The sequence below is a fragment of the Streptacidiphilus melanogenes genome (assembly GCF_000787835.1).
GTDB lineage: Bacteria > Actinomycetota > Actinomycetes > Streptomycetales > Streptomycetaceae > Streptacidiphilus > Streptacidiphilus melanogenes.
The window spans coordinates 68838-88593 of sequence record NZ_BBPP01000011.1 but is presented as its reverse complement, the minus strand read 5'-3'; the positions used below and the strand labels follow the sequence as shown (position 1 = coordinate 88593).

Here is a 19756-nt window from a genome sequence, read left to right as displayed (position 1 = left end):
GACGACCGTGCGCTACACCCGCCTTGGGGCCACCGGCCTGGAGGTCTCCCGGATCTGCGTGGGCTGTATGAGCTTTGGGGAGCCGAACCGGGGCAACCACACCTGGACGCTTCCGGAGGAGCCCAGCCGGGAGATCATCCGTGCCGCGCTCGACGCCGGGATCAACTTCTTCGACACCGCCAACGTCTACTCGGACGGCTCCAGCGAGGAGATCGTCGGACGGGCGCTGAAGGACTTCGCGCGGCGCGACGAGGTCGTCATCGCGACCAAGGTGCACGGTCGGATGCGCCCGGGCCCGAACGGCTCCGGGCTCTCGCGCCGGGCGATCCTCGCCGAGATCGACAACAGCCTGCGCCGGCTCGGGACGGACCACGTCGACCTGTACCAGATCCACCGGTGGGACCACCACACGCCCATCGAGGAGACGATGGAGGCGCTGCACGACGTGGTGAAGGCGGGGAAGGCCCGGTACATCGGGGCCTCCTCCATGTACGCCTGGCAGTTCGCCAAGGCCCAGTTCACCGCCGAACTGGGCGGCTGGACGCGGTTCGTCTCCATGCAGAACCACTACAACCTGCTCTACCGCGAGGAGGAGCGCGAGATGCTGCCCCTCTGCGCGGACCAGGGCGTGGGCTCGATCCCGTGGAGCCCGCTGGCCAGGGGACGGCTGACCCGCCCCTGGGACGCCTCGACGGCGCGCTCGGGGACCGACGAGTTCGGCAAGAGCCTGTACCTGGAGAGCGACCGGGTGATCGTCGAGCGGGTCCAGGAGGTCGCCGGCAAGCGCGGGGTCTCCGCGGGTCAGGTCGCGCTGGCCTGGATCCTGCGCAATCCGGTGGTCTCCGCGCCGATCGTGGGGGCGACCGGGCTGCCGCATCTGAAGGACGCGATCGCCGCCGTGGACCTGGTCCTCGACGACGCGGAGGCGGAGTTCCTGGAGGAGGCCTACGCTCCTCACGCGACCGCGGGTTTCGCGTAGGACCCCGGCAGGCCGCGTCCGTTCCCGCGGTGTCGACGCGGTGACGGCGCGGCCTGCTTGACCTGGGCGTCCGGGGCCCCGCAGAGTCGGGATGCGGCGCGATCCGCGCCGCCGCCCCGCCCGCCGGGCACACCGGAGCCCGGCGTGCCCGGCGGGGTCCCGGACCGAGGGAGCGCCGACCCGGTGGTTCTCGACCTGATCGTGATCGGTGCGGCCATCACCCTCGGGCCGCTGCACAACAGCGCCTTCATCCTGCTGCTGTCCTCGCGGCGCGGCGTCCGCAAGGGGCTGGCCTTCCTGCTCTCCTGGCTTGCCAACCTGGTCGCGGTGATCGCCTGCGTGGTGCTGCTGACCGGCGGGACGCCGCCGGTCCACCACAGCGCACCCTCGACCGCGGCCGTGGCCGCGAAGCTGGCGATCGGCGTCGGCCTGGTGGTGTTCGGCGGGTACCGCAGTCGGCGGCCGCCCCGTCCGCACCAGCCACCCCGTTGGACGGAGCGCGTCGACGACGCCTCGCTCGGCACCGCCGCCGGGCTTGCCTGGCTCCTCCAGCCGTGGGCCATGGTCGGGGCCGGCGCCGCCACGGTCGTCGACGCCGACCTCTCCGCCGCCGACGACTGGCTGGCCCTGAGCGGCTACTGCCTGCTGGCCACCCTCAGTCTGCTGGTGATGGAGCTCTACACCGTCTGGGCGCCGGGCGCCGCACACGCCCGCCTCGAAGCCCTGCGGACCTGGCTCGAAGAGCACCAGGACCAGCTGATCGTCACCCTCTCGCTGCTGGTGGGGCTCTATCTCACCGCCAGGAGCATCTACGAGCTGGTCACCTGAAGGCTCCGTGGGCCGACGCCATCGCCATCCGTGTCAGTCGCCGGGGGCGGTCTGACCTTCGGTGCAGACGATCTGGAGGGTCAGATCGGCGGGCTCGGCCGCCTCGCCTCTCTGAGGGAGGGTGGTCTTGGCGACGGCGACGGTCCAGCCGGTGGCGTCGGCGGTGGGGCGGCTGGAGAGGACGTCGTCCGGTGTCGGGGCGAGGTGGCGTCCCGGCGGGGCGGAGACGGTGAAGCCGCCGCCGAGGACGTTCTCGTCCGGTGGGCACATCAGGCTGTGTTCGGTGCCGTCGGCGCCGCCGGGGATCAGGACGCCGGTGACGGCGTGGGGTTGCATGCTCCGGCGGGCGTCGGCGGCCTGTCCGTCGGCGGCGGCCGCGAGGACGAGCAGCGCGGCGGCTGCCGCGGTGAGGGCCGCGCGGCTGGGATTGGTGATCACTTCGGCGTCCGTTTCTGTCGGCGGGTCGAATGCACGGCCATTTGAGCATGTGCACGTTCAATTTCTCCGCTCCGCCGCGCGTGTCTGCATACGAACAGTCCTTGCGGCTGCTTGTCTGGCTGCCGTCAGCTACGAATAGGAGTGTTCCTGCCCATGCGACACAGACTGTCCGCGGCGCTCGTGGCGTGCGCCGCTCTCGCCCTCGGCACCACGACCGCGCTGTCCACGGCGCTTCCCACCGCCCGGGGCTACGCCGCCGACCAGCCGCCCGGCGCGCGCAGCGTGCGCGGGGTCGGCGACTACCCGGACCCGATCCGGGCGCTGCGCCTGAAGACGCTGACCGACTCGCAGGCCGCGCTCAACGCCAAGTTCACCGACCTGGGCAAGTTCGGGCGGTTCACCGACTTCTTCCCTTCCCCGGACTTCGGCGACCACGTCGCGCTGCTGCCCACCGGCAAGGTGCTGCTCTTCTCCTTCGAGCGGATCACCACCAACCCGCAGCAGGAGCCAGCCCCGACGCAGACGATCGGCAAGGAGAACGCGGGCCGCGCCTACCTGTGGGACCCGAGCCTCGGCACCGGGCCGAACGCGTTCAAGGCCGTGCCGCCGCCGGTGGTGAACGTGGACGACGGGCTCGACCAGCCGCGCCCCGCCCCGCTGTTCTGCGCCGGGCACGCGTACCTGCCCAACGGCATGGTCGCGGTGTTCGGCGGCAACTTCGGCGGCAACAACGGAGCCGGCACCCGGTTCTCGTTCGTCTTCGACCCCTGGACGGAGAAGTGGCTCCGGCAGCAGGACATGTCCGTCGGCCGCTGGTACCCGACCGTGGTCACCGGCGCGGACGGTCGGCAGACCATCATGTCCGGCCAGACCGAGCTGGGTTGGGGTACGGCGACCCCGATCATCGAGCGTTTCCCCGCGGCCGGGACGGACGTCACCTACGGCCGCACCTTCACCGAGAACAACCCGGTGGACCAGTGGCAGAAGGCCGACGCCCCCTACCGGATGGACTACCCCCATCTGTTCTCGCTCAACGACGGGAAGATCTACGGCTTCGGACGCGACGCCGACCAGCAGTTCCTCTTCGACCCGGTGAAGGAGACGCGCACCCAACTGCCCAACCGCCCCGACGGCGGGCTGCGGATGTACGGGTCGGCGGTCGCCCTGCCGAACGGCACCGCAGGCCCGAACTCGGTGCTGATCCTCGGCGGGAACCGGGACGACCCGAACACCTACCTGTTCTCCGGCGGCCGGTGGACCAAGAGCACGCCACGCGCCTTCGGCCGCGCCATGGACGACACGCTCATCATGCCCGGCGGCAACCTGTTCACCGTCAACGGCTCGTACGGCATCCGCGACTACGGCTTCGGCGACCTCAACCCCAACGCTGACCTGAAGTACCGTCAGACGGAGGCGCGCGACGCGAACGGCGCCTGGACCCTCGGGCCGGCCCAGCGCATCCCGCGCGGCTACCACTCCAACGCCGTGCTGCTGCCCGACGGCCGGATCATGGTCACCGGCGACGAACTCCAGGAGCTCGCCACCAACCCGGACATCAAGAACCCGGACGCCAACGGCTCCATCGAGATCTACGAACCCCCGTACCTGTTCCAGGGCCCGCGCCCCACGCTCACCGACGTGCCCACCCGCGCGCAGGGCTACAACCGGTTCTTCCCCGTCGACACCACCTCGACGAACGTCACCAAGGCGGTCCTGCTCGCGCCGATCACCTCGACACACTCGGTCGACACCAGCCAGCGCTACCTCGAACTGCCCATCGCCGAAAGGTCCAACGGTCAGCTGCTGCTGAAGACGCCGCCGTCCCCCGAGGCCGCGCCGCCCGGCTACTACATGCTGTTCCTGCTCGACGCGAAGGGCGTGCCCAGCATCGCCAAGTGGATCCAGCTCAGCCCCAACGGCTGATCCGGCCGACGACCACCCCCGCTCGGGCGGCCGGCCCACCATCCGCCGCCCGAGCTCCGTCCCCTCCGAGCGGAGCACCCCCCATGACCACCCCGGCCGCCGACCCGGCCCCGCCCGCGCCCCTGCCCCTGCGCGACAGCACCGAGATCCAGGGCGACGTCATCGCCGGCTTCCGCAAGGACCACGTCTGCCTGCTCTTCCTCCAGTTCGTCGACCGGGCGCCCGCCCAGGCCTGGCTCGGCGAGCTTGCTCCCCGGATCGCCACGACCCGGCAGGTCGCTGCGTTCAACCGCAAGTTCAGCGCGGCCCGCAGGACCTCGGGAGGCGACGATCCCGAGGCGTTGAAGGCCACCTGGCTCGGCGTCAGCCTCACCCACCCCGGCATCCAGCTCCTCTCCGGCGACCCGGCGCCCGTCCCTCGCCCGCCCCAGGGCACCACCCTGGAGGCCTTCGCCGACGGCGCCTGGGCCCGCGCCGTCGACGTCGGCGACGTCGACGACAGCGCCCGGGAGCACTGGCTGTTCGGCCACGACGGCGGCCGGACCGTCCACGCTGTCCTCACCATCGCCTCCGACACGCCCGAGGACCTCCAGACCGCCATCGACGCGCAGCGCGAGGCCGCCACCCGGGCCGCGGCGGTGATCGTGTTCCAGCAGAACGCCGCCACCCTGACCGGGGAACGGCGCGGCAAGGAGCACTTCGGCTTCAAGGACGGCGTCAGCGAGCCCGGCGTGGCCGGCTTCGACGAGGAGGACCCGCGGCGCAAGGGCTACGCCAAGGAGCACCCGGGCACCCGGCTCATCCCGGCCGGGGAGTTCGTCGTCGGTCGCCCCAGAGTCCGGCTCGACGGCGACCGCCGCCGCTACCCGGCGGCGGACATGCCGTCGTGGATGGCCGACGGCTCCTTCCAGGTGATCCGCCGTCTCGCCCAGGACGTGCCCGGCTGGTGGGCCCAGGTGGCCGACCAACTGGCCACGCTCAAGCAGGTCAAGGGCGCCGTGCCGACGAACGCGGGCGTCGAGTGGCTGGCCGCCCGGATGGTCGGCCGCTGGCGCTCCGGGGCCCCGGTCCACACGTGCCCGACCCACGACCCGGTCAACGACGCCTCCGCGACCCGCGACAACGACCTCAGCTTCGCCGACGACCCCGACGGGCTGCGCACCCCGCTCTTCTCCCACCTGCGCCAGTGCGCCCCGCGTGACGGGCTGGTCGACGGCGCTCCGGTCCCGGAGGCGTTCATGGACGCCCGCCGGATCATGCGCCGCGGCGCCCCCTACGGCCGGCCCTTCGACCCGACCTCCGGCGCCGCGGGCGGCCCCGACGCCGCGCGGGGCCTGCTCTTCGTCTGCTACCAGGCCGACCTGGTCGAGCAGTTCGAGTTCATCCAGAAGGCCTGGATCAACACCGACGAGTTCCCTCCGGGCCGCGCGGCCAAGCCCGGCCCGGACGCGATGATCGCGGGTCGCCTGCCGGACGTGAACGCCGGTGTGCTCCACTACGAGAGCGCCGCACCCGACGGCTCCGAGCGCAGGACCACCCCGCTCGAGGTCCGGCGCTTCGTGCGCACCGAGGGCGCGGTGTACGCCTTCGCCCCCTCGATCAGCACGCTCAAGGCCCTCGCGCAGGGGCGTCTGCCCGACGGCACACCGACGGCCGCCCGCGTCGACGCGTTCCTCGCCGTGCCCGACCGTCAGCGCGTCGGCGGGGCCTGCGAGTTCTGGATGTTCCGCCGGGACAGGCTGCGGACCCTCGTGCTCCCCGACGGCCAGGACACCACCGACCTCGTGCTGCGGCCCAGCCAGGACCTGACCGGTTGGCCGGCCCTGGCGGGGGTGGCCGCGGTGGACGCGATCGTGCCGATCCCGGACCTGCAGCGGGTCGGCGGCAAGAGCTGGTACTGGCTCTTCCACACCGTGTCCGGGGCCCAGGCCTACCGGATCGTCTCGGTCGCGGACGGGGCCGCGCACACCGGCAAGGTCGAGGTCGCCGACCGCGGACTCGACCAGTGGCGTTCCCTGACCGGGGTCTCCCACGTCGACGCCGTGCTGCCCGTGCCCGACATGCAGCGCGTGGGCGGCGCCAGCTGGTACTGGGTCTTCCACACCGTCGCCGCGGGCGGGCGCGAGCGCCAGGTCCACCGGATGATCTCCGTCGCCGACGGCGACCGTCACACCGACACCCGCATCCGGGACGACGCGGGCCTGAACCTGTGGCCCTCCCTCGCCGGGATCGACCACGTCGACGCCTTCCTGCCCGTCCCCACCATGCAACGCGCGGCGGGCAAAAGCCACTTCTGGGTCTTCCACCCGGACGGCGTCCGCACCGTCTGCGTCGCCGACGGCGAACAGCACACCGACACCCGCGTCGGCGACGACCGTCCCCTGCGCGAATGGGTGAACCTCGGCTGAGGCGGTCAGCCGGGCTCTTCGTAGGCGGCGCGGAGGGCCTGATGGCTCCGCTCGACATCGGCGCGGTCCGACGGCTCGGGGACGGTGGCGTCGCAGGTGCGGAGGATGAGGTCGGCCTGCTCCATCAGGAGCCTGCGACGCGCCGGGTCGTGGGTCTGCCGCATCACCTTGTCGAGCGCGTCGAGCTGGCGGATCATCACGGCTGGCATGGCGACGGAGGCCTGGCGGATCTTCTCGAAGGACCGTCGGACGAGGCGGTCGTAGTCGGGCTGGTGGGCGATCACGCGGACGTGGCCGTGGCGGTCCCGGTGGACGTGGTGGGGCTGCCAGGTGGTGCTGATCCGGCACAGGCAGTCGCCGAGCCAGTCGATGCAGGTGATCGCGGTGAAGGTGTCGTTGATGGCGGCGGACAGCGCGCGCAGGGCGATCTCGACGAGCTGGTCGAAGCCGAAGGACACGTCCTGGGTCAGGGTGCGGTACGGGCCGGTGACGTGGCCGCGGCGCAGGTCGGCCGTGACGTGGGCAGCCGCCTGCGGCGGCCACACGAACGCCAGGGGGTGGCCCTGGACCAGGAAGTGGCCCGGCCGGTAGGGGATGTGGATCACGGCGTCGGCGTCGCGGGCGATGCGCACCAACCGGTCGTGCCGCAGGTACTGCAGATAGCCGCTGGCGGAGGTGGTGATGACGGCGCCTTCGGTCCGCATCCGGGCGAGCAGTTCGGAGGGGGACAGCCCGCGCTCCTCCCGGTCCGGCGCGTCGGCGCCGAGGGCGCTCTGGTCGTCGATGGCGTCCGCCAGGTCGTGCGCGATGGACGCGACGACCTGCGGCAGCTGGATCGAGCGGGCGATGTGGTTGATGAAGTAGATCAGCGTCGCCAGGTCGACCAGGGTGAGCGCGAGGGTGGTGGTGATGGACAGGTGGGGCACGAAGTCGCCGTGCGGGCCGGGACTGATGGCGACCAGGACCAGGATCGCGTAGAGGAACGTGGCGACGAAGGTGCCGAGGGTGAGCTGGGTGCCGCGGTCGCGGATGAAGTTGCGCAGCATCCGCGGTCCGAACTGGGTGGTGGCCAGGGTGAGCGCCACGATGGTGATCGAGAAGACGAGGCCGACGACGGTGATGAGGGCGGCGGCGACCGTGGTCAGGAGCTGCCTGGCTCCGTCGGCGCCGCCGCTGAGGACCCAGCTGGGCAGGTGGAGATCGCCGTTGTAGGCGGCGCGGTCGAGTCTGAGCGTGAGCGCGAACAGGACCGCGGCGGCCAGCGCCTCGATCGCCGGGACCAGCCAGAGGTTGGTGCGGCGCCCTTCGCGCCGCCAGTCGGCCGCCCGGGCCCTGCTGCGGGAGCGGGAGGTGCGCGACATCAAGATCTCCGGCGGGATCGACGGCAGCGCCTCCGGGCGCTCGCTGGGCGGCTGCCGGCCGGCCCTCCCGGCGCGCCTGACCTCAGGCTAACCCCGGCGTCCGCTCCCGGCGCGGCAGCACCCGCCGTCGGACTGCGAAAGGGGGTGTCCGGCGAAGGGGGTGTCAGGAACCGTCCATCCTTCCCAGTTCGCGTCCGGCTGTCTCGCGCAGGTGGGCGGGGGCGAGCGCGCGGAGGGCGTGGTAGCCGGTGAGGACGACGAGGGTGCCGAGGGAGATGCCGCCGAGGGTGAAGTTCTTGCTGATGTGCAGGGTGACGCCGCCCGCGCCGATGATGACGCCGGTGGCGCAGGGGATGAGGTTGACCGGGTTGGTGAGGTCCACCCGGTTGCGGATCCAGATCTGGGCGCCGAGCAGGCCGATCATGCCGTAGAGGACGACGGTGATGCCGCCGAGGACCCCGCCGGGGATCGCGGCGACGACGGCGCCGAACTTGGGGCACAGGCCGAACAGGAGCGCGAAGCAGGCGGCGGCCCAGTAGGCGGCGGTGGAGTACACGCGGGTGGCGGCCATGACGCCGATGTTCTCGGCGTAGGTGGTGGTCGCCCCGCCGCCGACGGCCGTGGACAGCATGGTGCCGACCCCGTCCGCGGCGATCGCCGTGCCCATCCGGGAGTCGAGGTCGGCGCCGGTCATCTCGCTGACCGCTTTGACGTGGCCGGTGTTCTCGGCGACGAGGGCGATGACGACGGGGAGGGTGACCAGGATCGCCGAGGGAGAGAAGTGCGGAGCGTGGAAGTCGGGCAGACCGATCCACTTGGCCGGACCGACGCCCGACAGGTCGAGCCGCCAGTGGTCCGTCACTTTCCCCGAGCCGTCGTCGGAGTGGATCCTGCCGAAGATCCGGTCCAGGCTCCACGAGAGCGCATAGCCGAATGCCAGCCCCAGGAAGATGGCGATGCGTGAGGCGAAGCCACGCAGCGCGACCAGGAAGAAGCCCGTCGCCAGCATCGTCGCGAGAGCGGTCCACTGGTCCTGGGGCCAGTAGGTCCCGGCGGTGACCGGAGCCAGGTTGAAACCGATCAGCATCACCACCGCGCCGGTGACGGCGGGCGGCAGGATCGCCTGGATGATGTGCGCCCCGCCTTGCTGCACGACCACGCCGAACAGGGCGAGCACCAGGCCCACGACGAGCATGGCCCCGGTGATCTGGCCGGTCGAGCCGCCCTGGGCCCGGATCGTCGCCGCGGCTCCGACGAAGGACAGGCTGGCGCCGAGATAGCTGGGGATCGCGCCACGCGTGATCACCAGGAACAGCATCGTGGCGACGCCGGACATCATCACGGTCAGATTGGGATTGAGCCCCATCAGGATCGGGGCCACGTAGCACGCGCCGATCATCGACGCGACGTGCTGGGCTCCCAGGCCGATGGTGCGTCCCCAGCTCAGCCGCTCCCAGGGCTTGACGACTTCGCCCGTCCGGATGTGCTTGCCGTCGCCGTGAAGGGTCCAGCCGAACCTGGGCATGGGTGCGTCACCGCTCTCGTCGCGTGGACGGGCGCTGTCGGCCGGCCCTTCCCTGCAGAACGGAACATTACCGATTGAAACGCATGGAACCGGTCATGTTCGAGGGTGAAGTGAAGGAACTCGTCCCGGGCCACCTTGACTCACAATTCAGCATGCCCTGTCGCGGCGAGGCGGCGCCTCCGAGGTCCGTGCCCTGCGGACACTGGACGCAGCAGCCGGTCAGTGCGCTGCCGAGTGGAGGAGACGGGACCGTGAAGTTCATTCAGATCATCGAGTACAGGACGACTCGCATCGACGAGTTCAACGCCCTGCTGGACGGCTGGGTCGAGAAGAACGCGGGCCACCGCCTGGCGAGCCGGGCCGTGCAGACGCGGGACCGGGACAAGGAGAACGTGTACCTGAACATCGTGGAGTTCCCGTCGTACGAGCAGGCGATGGACAACTCCAAGCGGCCGGAGACGGCCGAGTTCGCTGCCGGGCTCGCGGCGCTGTGCGACGGCCCGCCGGTGTTCCGCAACCTCGACGTGCTGAACGAGCGGACCTTCGAGGGCTGATCCCGGACGCCCTGCCGCCGGGGGGGGGGACGCGTCAGACCAGTTCCTCGCGGGCGGCGTGGACGCCGGCCTGGAAACGGGTCCGGGCGCCGCAGCTGTCCATGAACTCGCGGACCAGGCGCTGCACGGTCCGGGTGGAGACACCCATCGTCCGCGCGATGCTCTCGTCGGTCATCCCTGTGGCGAGGAGGGTGAGCACCTCGCGGCGGCGGCGCAGGGGCTCGGCCGGTGCGGCAGTCGAAGGGCTGCCGCCGCCGGGCTCCGTCGCCGGGCCCGCGTCCGGTCCCTGCTCGGGCTCGGTCTGGGCGCGGGGGATGCGCATCGCCTGCGACCAGCAGAGCGTGAACAGCCGGGACAGCGCGTCCAGCAGGGAGCAGCGTCGCACCACCAGGGCGCTGTCGAGCGCGGTGCCGGTGCCGGCCGGAAGCAGCGCCCAACGGTCGTCCACCAGCGCAAGTTTGAACGGCAGGGTGGGCAGCATCCGCGACTGCTCGCCGATGGCCATGCAGTCGCGGATCGCCGTGAGCTGCTGCGCGTCGCGCACGGTTTCGTGCTCGTAGATGACCTCCACGCGCACGCCCCTGCGCAGCACCACCGCCTCGTCCTGCGGGGTGGAGACGAGGATGTGCGGGGCCTTGTCGAGAATCCGCACGGAGCCGCGCGCACCGGACTGCAGCGAGCGCCAGCACGCGGCGATGGCCTCCCGGCCGCTGACGACCTCGATCAACTCCTCCGGTCTCGCGGCCCGTTGGCCGTGGCGGTAGCCGCGCATCAGCTCCTCGACGCGTCCGCGCAGCCGGACCAGCTCGGCCTCGCGGCCGCGGACCAAGGCCTCCAGTGCGACGTCGGGCGCGGTCGCGCGCCAGACGCCCCCTGCGGCGTCGTGCGTGTCGTGCACGTCCGGCCGCAGCGACCCGCCGTGACCGCTGTGTCCTCCGTGTCCCTCGTGTTCTCCATCGCGGCCGCGGAGAAGGCGCGGCGGGTGCCCGGCGTCGACGCCGAGCGCGCCGCGTGCGTGCTCGGGGCTGGGTGCGGGACCCGGGCGGGCGCTGTCCTCCGTGGCGAGGCCGAGCGCGGCGAGCGCGGCGAGGCGCGCCCGGACCAGTGACGCGGGGAGGCCGAGCCCCTCGCCGAGATCGGCGACGGTTCGGCCGGGCTCGGCCAGCAGCCGCAGGTACAGCGCCTCCTCGGGTCCTGAAAGCTCCACGCAGTCCAGCAGCGCCGCCGTGCCCATCGTCGACCCCTCCGTCCTTCGCCCCGAGCCGACGTGTATGGCATGTTCTCGCCATTTCGGGTTTCCGAACCGTTTTGCGCCTTACGTCACGGCTCACCTCACCACACCATGCGCGCCACGCCACCCCCACCGGTGGGGGGTGTCGTCCCACCAGGTGTCGGTACGTCAGTAAACGATCCACCAAGGAGAGTCAAGTGACTCCCCAAGCGAGCGCGAGCCGCCCGCCCGCTCAGTCGTCCCACTGGCTGCTGTGCCAGACCTCGCCCTCCGAGGCGGTCCCGGCGTGCGCGTCGAGCGCGGAGGCGAGATCCGCGTACGTGGTGAGGCCCGCGGGCGGCGGCAGGGCGGGATCGCCGGGCCCGGCGACGAGCTCCAGGGGCCGGCCACTCTCGGCGAGCCGCGCGGCCGCCTCCGCGACGGCGTCCCGCCCGCCCGCGGACCAGCCCTTGAGGCGCGACAGGTCGAGCAGCAACGGCCCCTGCCCGCGCGCCAGCGCCCAGCCCACGGCCCCGCCGAAGCGGGTGACGGCGTCGTCCCCCAGGTATCCCGTGACCTGGAGCACGTCCGCGGCCGGCCGGGTGGTGAGGTGCCACTGGATCGTCATGGTCGGCTCCTTCTGACGGCGTGGGACGGGAGGCGCGGTGCGTGCGCGGCGTTCAGTGGCGGTGCGAGCCCGCATAGAAGAGGAGCATCACAAACGCGGCGAAGACGTGGAAGCCGATGACGTAGATGAACGCACGGATCCACACCCCCTTGTTCGACCGGCGGCCGCTGCCCTCCGAGCCGTCCTCGCGCGGCACGGGAACGGCGGCGTCGGCGTGAGCGGACTCGTCGGACATCCGGGTGCTCTCCTCGGACACGGTGCTCACCGCCCCCGGGTGAGGGCGTCGACGGGCAAGGCGGCGCGCAGCTCGTCGAGCAGCCCCTGCTGTCCGGCGATCAGCTCGGTGAGGATCCGCCGTGCGGCGCCCAGCAGCTCGGCGACGTCCGGCCCGGCCAGCGAGTACACGACGGTGTCCGCCTCTCGTGCCGACGTCACGATCCCGGACCTCCGCAGCACGGCCAGCTGCTGCGACAGGTTCGACCGCTCGACCTCGATGTTCGCCAGCAGCTCTCGCACCGGCATCGGCCCGTCCTGCAGCAGCTCCAGCACCCGGATCCGCACGGGATGACCGAGCATGCGGAAGAACTCCGCCTTCGCCTGATACAGCGGAACCGGCACCGCCCCGCGCTCCTCCCTGCGTCCCTGCGCACCCGTCGCCGTGACCTGCCACCCGACTGCCGGGCACCGAGGGCAGCATCGCAGCAATTGAAGAAATCTTCAATTTGCGACACCTGCAGGTGGGGGCGACTGTGTCGGTCCGGCCGCCGGGCCTCAGCTGTCGGTCGGGGCGGCGGCCCAGGCGGTGGCGGCAGGGAGGGAGGAGAGAGGGAAGACCTTGGTCTCGCCCGGGATCATCCAGCCGAAGAGGTTGGTGAGGTTGGAGATCCAGGCGATGTCGGTGACGACGGCGATGCGCTTCCAACCGCGCAGGTGTTCCAGGCCGAGCTTCATGTCGTCCTTCATCGCCTCCGCGGTCATGCCGTGGAACTCCTCGACGACCAGGACGCACCGGATCGGCCCCGCCCCGGCGGCCGAGGCGAGGGCGGGGGAGAGGATCTGGTCGTAGTCCTCGCCGGTCAGGCGGCTGTGGAGCTTGAACCCGATGACGCCCTCGGGCAGGTTCTCCAGCTTCTCGATCACGGCGAGCTCCGATCCGACGAGGTGGCCCCGGAGGGACATCCTCCACCGTGGGCGTCCGCGGTGGCGGGCGTGTCCGCGCGGGTGCGGCCACACAGGTCAACGCGTGGACACGATCGGGGGAGGCGCTGCGGCGGGGCGGTGTGGCTTCCTGGGCGGTTCGGCGCCCGACCTACTGTGCGACATCCAGGCTGTGACGGGGTGTCACCCGGGAGAGCGGGAGAGGGAGGGGATGCGCGTGCGGATCGGTCGCGTTGCCGTGTCCGGTGCTGTGGCGGTCGCGGTCGTGATGGCCGGAGTGGTTGCTCCAGGCGCGGCGCAGGGGTGGGTGGGGGCTGACCGGTGGGCCGCCCGGGACGGGGGCGGGGACCCGACGGCGGACGTGGATCCGTTCGTGGGCACGGGCGAGGGAGGGCGCTGGGTCGGGCGGATCGACACCTTCCCCGGAGCCTCGGCGCCGTTCGGGATGGTGCAGTGGAGCCCCGACACGCCGTCCAGACCGGACGGCGGCGGCTACGCCTACGGGGACCGCCAGATCACGGGCTTCAGCCTCACGCACCTGTCCGGCCCTGGGTGCCCTGCGGACGGGGACGTGCCCGTGCTGCCGCTGCCCGGCGCGGTGCCGGCGAAACCGCAGTCGGCGCGGCTGCCGCTGGACCACGGTCAGGAGACCGCGCGCCCCGGCTACTACGCCGTGACCGCCGACGGGGTCCGGACCGAGCTGAGCGTCACCACGCGGACCGGCACGGCGCAGTTCACCTACCCCCGCCGCGCGTCCGCGGCGCTCCTCGTCAACGTCGCCGGAGGGGCGACGGCCAGCACCCGTGCGACGGTCCGGGTCGTCAACGACCGCGAGCTCGCCGGGCAGGTGACCTCCGGTCACTTCTGCAGCACTCCGCACGCCTCCACGCTGCACTTCGTCCTCCGCTTCGACCGGTCCTTCCGGGCCTCGTGGTGGCGCGCCTCCGCGCACGGTCCGGTGCCGGGCACGACGCTCACCTTCGACACGCGACGCGAGCCGCGGGTGCGGATGCAGGCCGGCGTCTCCTGGGTCGGCGAGGAGGGCGCGCGGGCCAACCTGGACGCCGAGGCCGGCAGTTGGAACGTGCGGACGGTCGCGGACCGGGCCCGCGCGGCCTGGCGCGCCGCGCTCGAAGCGATCAGCGTCGGCGGCGGGAGCCGCGCCCAGCGGAGGGTCTTCTACACCGCGCTCTACCACTCCTTCCTCCACCCGGACACCTTCAGCGACGTGGACGGCCGCTACTCCGGCTTCGACGGCCGGATCCACCGCGTCGCGCCCGGCCACGTTCAGTACACGAACATCTCCGGCTGGGACGTCTACCGCTGCCAGGTCCCGCTGCTCGCGCTGCTCTTCCCCGGGCGGGCCGACGACCTCGCCACCTCCCTTCTCGCCGACGCGGACCAGGGCGGCTGGCTGCCCAAGTGGCCCTACGCCGACGGCTACACGGGAGTGATGAACGGCGACCCCGCCGACTCGATGATCGCTGAGATCAGCGCGCTCGGCGACGGAGGGTTCGACGCGGCCCACGCGCTGCGGCTGATGGTCCACGGCGCGGAGGACACAGGCGGCCCGCGCGGCCAGGGCTGGTACACCGAGCGGCCCGGCGAGGACCAGTACCTGCGGCTGGGCTACGTGCCCAACGACCGTCAGGACTCCACCTCCCACGTGCACAACGGCGCGTCCACCACGCTGGAGTACGCCGTCGCGGACTTCGCCGTCTCCCGCCTGGCCGCCGCCCTCGGCGACGGCGACACGGCGGGCAGGTTCCGCCACCGCGCGCGCAACTGGCGCAGGCTCTACGACCCGGCCACCCGCTACCTGCGCCCGCGTGATCCCGGAGGGGCGTTCCCGCCGGGGTCCGCGCTGGGGGACCTCCGCGACGGCCAGGCCCAGGACGGCTTCCAGGAGGGCAACGCCGCCCAGTACCTGTGGATGGTGCCGCAGGACCTCCCGGCCCTGGTCCGGCTGCTCGGCGGCCCGAGCGCGACCAACGGCCGGCTCGACCGGTACTTCGACGAGCTGAACGCGGGCCCGGGACGCCCGTACCACTGGCAGGGCAACGAACCCGGGATCGGCACCCCCTGGCTCTACGACGGCACCGGCCGTCCGGCCAGGGCGCAGAGCGTGGTACGCGCCATCATGGAGCAGCTCTACGCCGACACCCCCGACGGCGAACCCGGCAACGACGACCTCGGCGCGCTCAGCTCCTGGTACGTGTGGGCCGCGCTCGGCCTCTACCCGGAGACCCCGGGCACCACGACCCTGGCCCTGTCCACGCCGCTGTTCCCGCGCGCCGTGGTCCACCGCCCCGGCCGCGACGACCTCATCATCATCACGCACGGATCCGGCGACCACATCGCCGCGCTGACCAGCGACGGCCGCGACAGCCGCCGCACCTGGACCGACGCGCTGACCACCGACAGTCTCGACTTCGGCCTCACCCCCGAGACCTCCCCGTCCTGGGGCACCGGCCCGTCCGACGGGCTGCCGGAGTACCCCTGACGGGGGTCCCCTCCCTCAGGCGTGCTGCCAGGGGAAGGGGGCCAGGTCGGGCGCGACCCAGGTCACCCGGGCCGCGGCGCCGGCCAGCGTCTCCGGGCGGTAGAAGCGGGACAGCAGCGCCTTGTCCAGCAGCTCGGGGTGGCGCGCGGCGAACGTGTCGAAGTCGTCGGAGGGCCCCGCGTCGGCCGTGAGGTGATGGGCCACCAGCTCGACCCAGGCGCGGGTCATCGTGACGTGGAACTTCTGCGGCGCCCCGGCCGCCGTCGCCGTGCGGCGGATGCCCTCGCCGACCAGCTCGGCGGCGTGCGACGCGCCGTGGCGGCGTACGGCGAGCCAGGTCAGCTCGACGTGCTGCCGGTGCCCGAAGCGCTGCCCGTCCGCCGTCACCTCCGCCATCAACGCCCGGAAGGCGGGCGGCGGGACCTCGTCGTGGTTCATGCGGCGCTGGTCCATCCCGTGCTGGTCCATGCCGTGCTGGTCCATGTCGTGACGGTCCATGTCGTGACGGTCGTGATTCATGACGACACCTCTGTCAGTGCTTGCAGTACCTGGTGGAACCCGGCCACGGCCTCCGGTGGCAGGCCGGCCAGCGCCCGCCGCTCCAGCTCCGTCAGGGTCGACCGGACCTGGTCGGCGGCCGTCCGCCCGGAGGGCGTCAGCTCGACGACCACGGCCCGGCGGTCGCCCGCGTGCGGACCGCGGGTGATGTGGCCGCGCCGGTCCAGCCGGTCCAGCACGCTGGTCAGCGTGGTCGGCCGCGACCCGACGGCCGCGCCGAGCTCCGAGACCGTCCTCGGGCGCCCGTCGGCGAGGTTGGCCAGCGCGTTGATCTCGGACGCGGTCATGTCCAGGCTCGCCAGCTCGGCGGCGATGACCTGGAGGGTCGCGTGCGTCGCCCGTTGGAGGGCGAGCAGCGGCGACGGGTCGGCAGGCGCGGATTCTTTTCCCACGGTTTCGGATACTACGATTTCGTTGTATCCGGGGCAAGGGGATGCTGTCGGTCGTCCGGACGCGCGGATAGCCTGCAGGTATGACGAATCCCGGCAGCAGCGACGTGGCGTCCGCCGTCGAGGCGGGCCTGGCCGCAGCCCGCGCGTACTTCGACGGCGACACGGCCTCGGCCGCCCTCGGCATCCATCTGGAGGAGGTCGGGCCCGGCCGCGCCGTGCTGCGGATGAAGGTCACCCCGGGCATGGTCAACGGCCACCGCATCGGCCACGGCGGGTACGTCTTCCTGCTGGCCGACAGCGCCTTCGCGTGCGCCTGCAACACCCACGGGCCCGTCACGGTGGCCGCGGGCGCGGACATCGTCTTCGTCACGCAGGTCCTGGAGGGCGACGAACTGGTCGCGACGGCCGAGGAGCGCACCCGCTACGGGCGCAGCGGCGTCTACGACGTGACCGTGCGCCGCGGTGACGAGGTCGTCGCGGAGTTCCGCGGGCGCAGCCGCAGCCTCAGGTCCTGAGGCCACGCCCGCGGGGGTCCGGCTTCAGCCCGCCGACGGGGAGAGGTCCGGCAGGACGGCGGGGTCGATCGCGCCGGTGCGCTCACGCTGGGGGAAGACCCCGACAGGGACGCGGGCGAGCTCCTTGCCCGTGGCGTAGTCGATCACCGAGACGGCGTCGCCCTTGCTGAGCGAGACGAAGCAGAGCGAGCCGTCCGCGCTGCTGGTCGCCCAGTACGGGAGGCTGCCGGTCGGGTAGGTGACGGTGCCGACGGTCGAGCCGTCGGCGGCGTCGACGACGGAGGCGTAGTCGTCGATCGTGCCCGCGTCGCAGACGCGTGAGTCGTCGCCGGAGAGCGCGAGGCCGTGGTGCGCGGAGTTCTGCGGGTAGCTGTCGGGGCTGAGCGCCGCGCCCGCCGCGCTGTAGGGCATCGGGTAGGTGCGCACCTGGCGGCCGGTGGTGAGGTCGAACTGGGCGAAGCCGTTCAGGTAGGAGAGGTCGGTGAACATCGTCCGGCCGTCCGGCTCGATCACGTTGGGCCGGATCCCGTGCGGGAACAGCCACGTCTGCACGACCTGGAGGGTGCGCGCGTCGACCTTGGTGAGCTGGAACGTTCCCTTGGCCCACTCCAGCGACTGCGGCAGCGAGGTCACGCCGATGCTGGAGTTGTAGATGTACCGGCCGTCGGCGGAGTAGTCGTTCTGGTGCGGATAGGTCCCGGTCGGGAACGAGCCGACGACGCTGCCGTCGGCGGTGTCGAGCACCTCCGCCTTCTGCGCGGTGGTCGCGGAGACGACGTAGCGGGTGCCGTCGGGGGAGAGCGCGGCATGGTCGGCCTTGAAGCCGTCGAGGCGGGTGCGCCACAACTGCCGCCCGGTGGCGATGTCGTAGGCGGCGACGTCGTCGAGGTTGCCCCGGGACACGTACAACGTCCGCCCGTCCGGCGACAGTTGCGCGTCGTCCACCCAGCGGTTGCCGCCCTCGACGGAGGTGACGGTCTGGAATCCGGCCCACTGGATCGGGTTCATCTGCGCGATGACCTGCTGCGCGTCGGCGGTCACGTTCAGCGAGCCCAGGTTGGCGAACGTATGGGCGTCGATGAAGCTGACGGTCCCGGCCTGGCTGTTCCCGACGACGATCACGTCGCGCAATCCGCCGGCCGCGCTGGCGACTTGAGCGGCTTGGGCGGCCTGAGCCGTCCCGACCGGCGGACCGGCCAGCCCCGCTCCGAGCAGGAGTGCGCCGCTCACCGCCACGACGGTCCCGCGTAAGGTGCCGATCGCCCGCATGGATGCCTCCCCGCGTCTTGTGAAGTGCTCACCTCAAGCCATTCATGGCTACTCGACGGTAGGGAGTTCGGGCGCAGGAGCCAAGGGGCGTGCGGGGGAAATCCTGCGCGGCCGCGGGCCTCGTCACCGCGTTCCGGACCCCGGGCGACCACACCCGAGACCCTCACGGTCACGGTGAACTGAGCGGGATGCCGCCGCGTGCCTCGTCGTGCCCGGTCGGCGCCCGGCCTAGCGCAGGGCGGCCAACTCGGCGTTGGCGCGGGCGGTGACCAGGGCCAGGACGCGGCCGGCGGTCGCCAGGTCCTCGGCCGGGATGTCGCCGTAGAGCCGCCGGGTGAGCGCGTCGATCGCGGTGCGGATCTCCTGGTTGCGGGTCAGGCCCGCGTCCGTGAGCCGGAGGCGGGAGCCGTCGCCGGGCGCCGGCTCCAGCAGGCCCGCCGCGGCCAGCCCGGCGACGACGTCGGCCACCGCCGCATCGGTCGTCTTGAGGTTTCCGGCCAGCCGGGCGACCAGCTGGGCCCGGTCGTCGTCGCCGCCGGAAAGGGCGTTGAGCACCACGGACTGGTCGAACGTGGTGCCGGTGCGGTCGAGCACGGGGCCGAGCAGGGCGCGGGTGGCGAGGTGCGCCTGCCCGATGACCTGGCCGTTCAGGGTGGGCGTGGTGGACATGGTTACTCCTTGATCGTGGAATCGAGTGGAGTGCCGAGAAGGGCCGTCAGCTCGCGCGTGAACGTCCTGGTGCGGGGGCTGTCGAGCCCTCCGAGCGGTGCGAACTGCTGGTCCAGGAGGTCGTGGACGACGGTGACCGCGCGTTCGGTCGTATCGCGCCCGCGGTCGCTCAGTGACAGCCGGACGGCCCGCGTGTCGGTCGGGTGCGGCGTGCGTTCGACCAGCCCCGCGCCCTCGAGGGCGCGGGCCAGCTTGGACACGTAGAGCGGCTCCAGACCGGTGTGGTCGGCGAGCTCACGCTGCGTCGGCTGCCGCCCGGACCGCTGCATGCCGAGCAGCGACCCGAGCAGCGAGTACTGCGCGTGGGTGAGGCCGTGCGGCGCCAGGGCCCGGTCGACGGCCACGCGCCACTTCGTCGACAGACGCCAGACCAGGAAGCCGGGCGTCGGCTCCGGGGATGCTTCGCTCATGAGGGATACAGTACATGGCTACTATGTCCATGGCTAGTGTCTTTCGAGGGCACGCCTGGCGTAGCTCCGTTTGCGGGGGCCGCCCGACCGGCCCCGAGAATGGGGTGCGCGTCCGCGTCGACCGTCAGGAAGGCCTGCCGTGAGCTCCCAAGAACCCCCGTCCGGTCCTCCGCATGGTCCTCCGTCCGGCCCGCTGTCCGGCTCGTCCGGCCGTCCTCCGTCCGGCCCCGGGGGGCCGCCCACGGTCCCCGCGTCGGCGCCCGGGGAGCCGCCGGGCGGGGGCGGCGCGCGGGCCGTGGGCAAGCCGCCGCGGCGGCGTCGCACCTCCCTGCTGATCACTGCGGCCGTGGTGCTCGGACTGGCGGTCG

General features: G+C 72.3%; 20 protein-coding genes and 1 pseudogene. 8 read left to right on the top strand and 13 right to left on the bottom strand.

The window, feature by feature from the left end:
• Window positions 1-7 precede the first annotated feature (7 nt).
• Both TR49_RS15020 and TR49_RS15015 read left to right on the top strand, forming a co-directional pair.
• On the top strand, window positions 8-979 hold the full coding sequence (locus TR49_RS15020) for an aldo/keto reductase (protein WP_042381849.1): 972 nt from the start codon (window positions 8-10) through the stop codon (window positions 977-979).
• Window positions 980-1162: 183 nt separating this feature from the next.
• Window positions 1163-1807, top strand: coding sequence for a GAP family protein (locus tag TR49_RS15015; protein ID WP_042382052.1), 645 nt, complete (start codon window positions 1163-1165; stop codon window positions 1805-1807).
• A 33-nt stretch (window positions 1808-1840) separates the two neighbouring features.
• On the opposite strand, the gene TR49_RS15010 is transcribed toward TR49_RS15015, so the two are convergent.
• Entirely contained in the window at window positions 1841-2245 is a 405-nt protein-coding gene (locus TR49_RS15010; RefSeq protein WP_042381848.1) for a hypothetical protein, read from the bottom strand.
• Between the two features lie 153 nt (window positions 2246-2398).
• Here TR49_RS15010 and TR49_RS15005 point away from each other — a divergent pair, with 153 nt between their 5' ends.
• Window positions 2399-4168, top strand: a complete 1770-nt coding sequence (locus TR49_RS15005; RefSeq protein ID WP_042382051.1) for a galactose oxidase early set domain-containing protein — start codon at window positions 2399-2401, stop codon at window positions 4166-4168.
• Window positions 4169-4251: 83 nt separating this feature from the next.
• The gene (locus TR49_RS15000) at window positions 4252-6576 is read left to right on the top strand and encodes a Dyp-type peroxidase (protein WP_052434308.1); all 2325 of its coding nucleotides are present in this window, start codon (window positions 4252-4254) and stop codon (window positions 6574-6576) included.
• Between the two features lie 5 nt (window positions 6577-6581).
• On the opposite strand, the gene TR49_RS14995 is transcribed toward TR49_RS15000, so the two are convergent.
• Complete coding sequence (locus TR49_RS14995) at window positions 6582-7937, bottom strand: DUF2254 domain-containing protein (protein WP_042381845.1); 1356 nt, start codon at window positions 7935-7937, stop codon at window positions 6582-6584.
• A 163-nt stretch (window positions 7938-8100) separates the two neighbouring features.
• The gene (locus TR49_RS14990; protein WP_042381842.1) at window positions 8101-9462 is read right to left on the bottom strand and encodes a uracil-xanthine permease family protein; all 1362 of its coding nucleotides are present in this window, start codon (window positions 9460-9462) and stop codon (window positions 8101-8103) included.
• A 251-nt stretch (window positions 9463-9713) separates the two neighbouring features.
• Between TR49_RS14990 and TR49_RS14985 the strand changes: the two genes are divergently transcribed.
• A complete protein-coding gene (locus TR49_RS14985) occupies window positions 9714-10016 on the top strand; it encodes a hypothetical protein (protein ID WP_042381840.1) in 303 nt (100 codons plus the stop codon).
• Window positions 10017-10050: 34 nt separating this feature from the next.
• On the opposite strand, the gene TR49_RS14980 is transcribed toward TR49_RS14985, so the two are convergent.
• The 5 genes from TR49_RS14980 to TR49_RS14960 all read right to left on the bottom strand — a co-directional run bounded on the left by TR49_RS14980 (window position 10051) and on the right by TR49_RS14960 (window position 13033).
• Window positions 10051-11250 carry a helix-turn-helix domain-containing protein gene (locus tag TR49_RS14980; protein WP_042381839.1) on the bottom strand — a complete coding sequence of 400 codons (1200 nt, stop codon included), beginning with the start codon at window positions 11248-11250 and terminating at the stop codon, window positions 10051-10053.
• 229 nt (window positions 11251-11479) lie between these two features.
• Complete coding sequence (locus tag TR49_RS14975; protein WP_042381837.1) at window positions 11480-11854, bottom strand: STAS domain-containing protein; 375 nt, start codon at window positions 11852-11854, stop codon at window positions 11480-11482.
• Between the two features lie 52 nt (window positions 11855-11906).
• Window positions 11907-12119 carry a DUF6126 family protein gene (locus tag TR49_RS14970; RefSeq protein WP_152627273.1) on the bottom strand — a complete coding sequence of 71 codons (213 nt, stop codon included), beginning with the start codon at window positions 12117-12119 and terminating at the stop codon, window positions 11907-11909.
• On the bottom strand, window positions 12116-12472 hold the full coding sequence (locus TR49_RS14965) for an ArsR/SmtB family transcription factor (protein WP_042381833.1): 357 nt from the start codon (window positions 12470-12472) through the stop codon (window positions 12116-12118). The genes TR49_RS14970 and TR49_RS14965 overlap by 4 nt, the downstream gene beginning before the upstream one ends.
• Before the next feature lie 153 nt (window positions 12473-12625).
• Complete coding sequence (locus tag TR49_RS14960) at window positions 12626-13033, bottom strand: SpoIIAA family protein (protein ID WP_052434307.1); 408 nt, start codon at window positions 13031-13033, stop codon at window positions 12626-12628.
• On the opposite strand from TR49_RS14960, the gene TR49_RS14955 reads away from it, so the two are divergent.
• Window positions 12957-15515 (top strand): GH92 family glycosyl hydrolase, encoded by a 2559-nt coding sequence (locus tag TR49_RS14955; RefSeq protein ID WP_084724911.1) that lies wholly within the window; start codon window positions 12957-12959, stop codon window positions 15513-15515. The two genes, TR49_RS14960 and TR49_RS14955, sit on opposite strands and share 77 nt — an antisense overlap.
• Window positions 15516-15530: 15 nt before the next feature.
• Here the strand turns inward: TR49_RS14955 and TR49_RS14950 are convergent, their stop codons facing one another.
• Both TR49_RS14950 and TR49_RS14945 read right to left on the bottom strand, forming a co-directional pair.
• Window positions 15531-16034, bottom strand: a complete 504-nt coding sequence (locus TR49_RS14950; protein WP_201776190.1) for a hypothetical protein — start codon at window positions 16032-16034, stop codon at window positions 15531-15533.
• A complete protein-coding gene (locus TR49_RS14945; RefSeq protein WP_201776189.1) occupies window positions 16031-16465 on the bottom strand; it encodes a MarR family winged helix-turn-helix transcriptional regulator in 435 nt (144 codons plus the stop codon). Before TR49_RS14945 ends, TR49_RS14950 begins: the two co-directional genes overlap by 4 nt.
• Window positions 16466-16545: 80 nt before the next feature.
• Here TR49_RS14945 and paaI point away from each other — a divergent pair, with 80 nt between their 5' ends.
• Window positions 16546-16980, top strand: a complete 435-nt coding sequence (gene paaI, locus TR49_RS14940) for a hydroxyphenylacetyl-CoA thioesterase PaaI (protein ID WP_084724910.1) — start codon at window positions 16546-16548, stop codon at window positions 16978-16980.
• A gap of 24 nt (window positions 16981-17004) precedes the next feature.
• Here the strand turns inward: paaI and TR49_RS14935 are convergent, their stop codons facing one another.
• The 3 genes from TR49_RS14935 to TR49_RS14925 form a co-directional block, all read right to left on the bottom strand.
• A complete protein-coding gene (locus TR49_RS14935; RefSeq protein ID WP_201776188.1) occupies window positions 17005-18210 on the bottom strand; it encodes a YncE family protein in 1206 nt (401 codons plus the stop codon).
• Between the two features lie 267 nt (window positions 18211-18477).
• Window positions 18478-18918, bottom strand: a complete 441-nt coding sequence (locus TR49_RS14930) for a MarR family winged helix-turn-helix transcriptional regulator (RefSeq protein ID WP_042381832.1) — start codon at window positions 18916-18918, stop codon at window positions 18478-18480.
• Between the two features lie 2 nt (window positions 18919-18920).
• Window positions 18921-19388: a MarR family winged helix-turn-helix transcriptional regulator gene (locus TR49_RS14925; RefSeq protein ID WP_042381830.1), complete on the bottom strand. Its 468-nt coding sequence runs from the start codon at window positions 19386-19388 to the stop codon at window positions 18921-18923.
• Between the two features lie 139 nt (window positions 19389-19527).
• On the opposite strand from TR49_RS14925, the pseudogene TR49_RS45555 reads away from it, so the two are divergent.
• Window positions 19528-19756, top strand: a pseudogene (locus tag TR49_RS45555) (hypothetical protein); the annotation flags it as partial.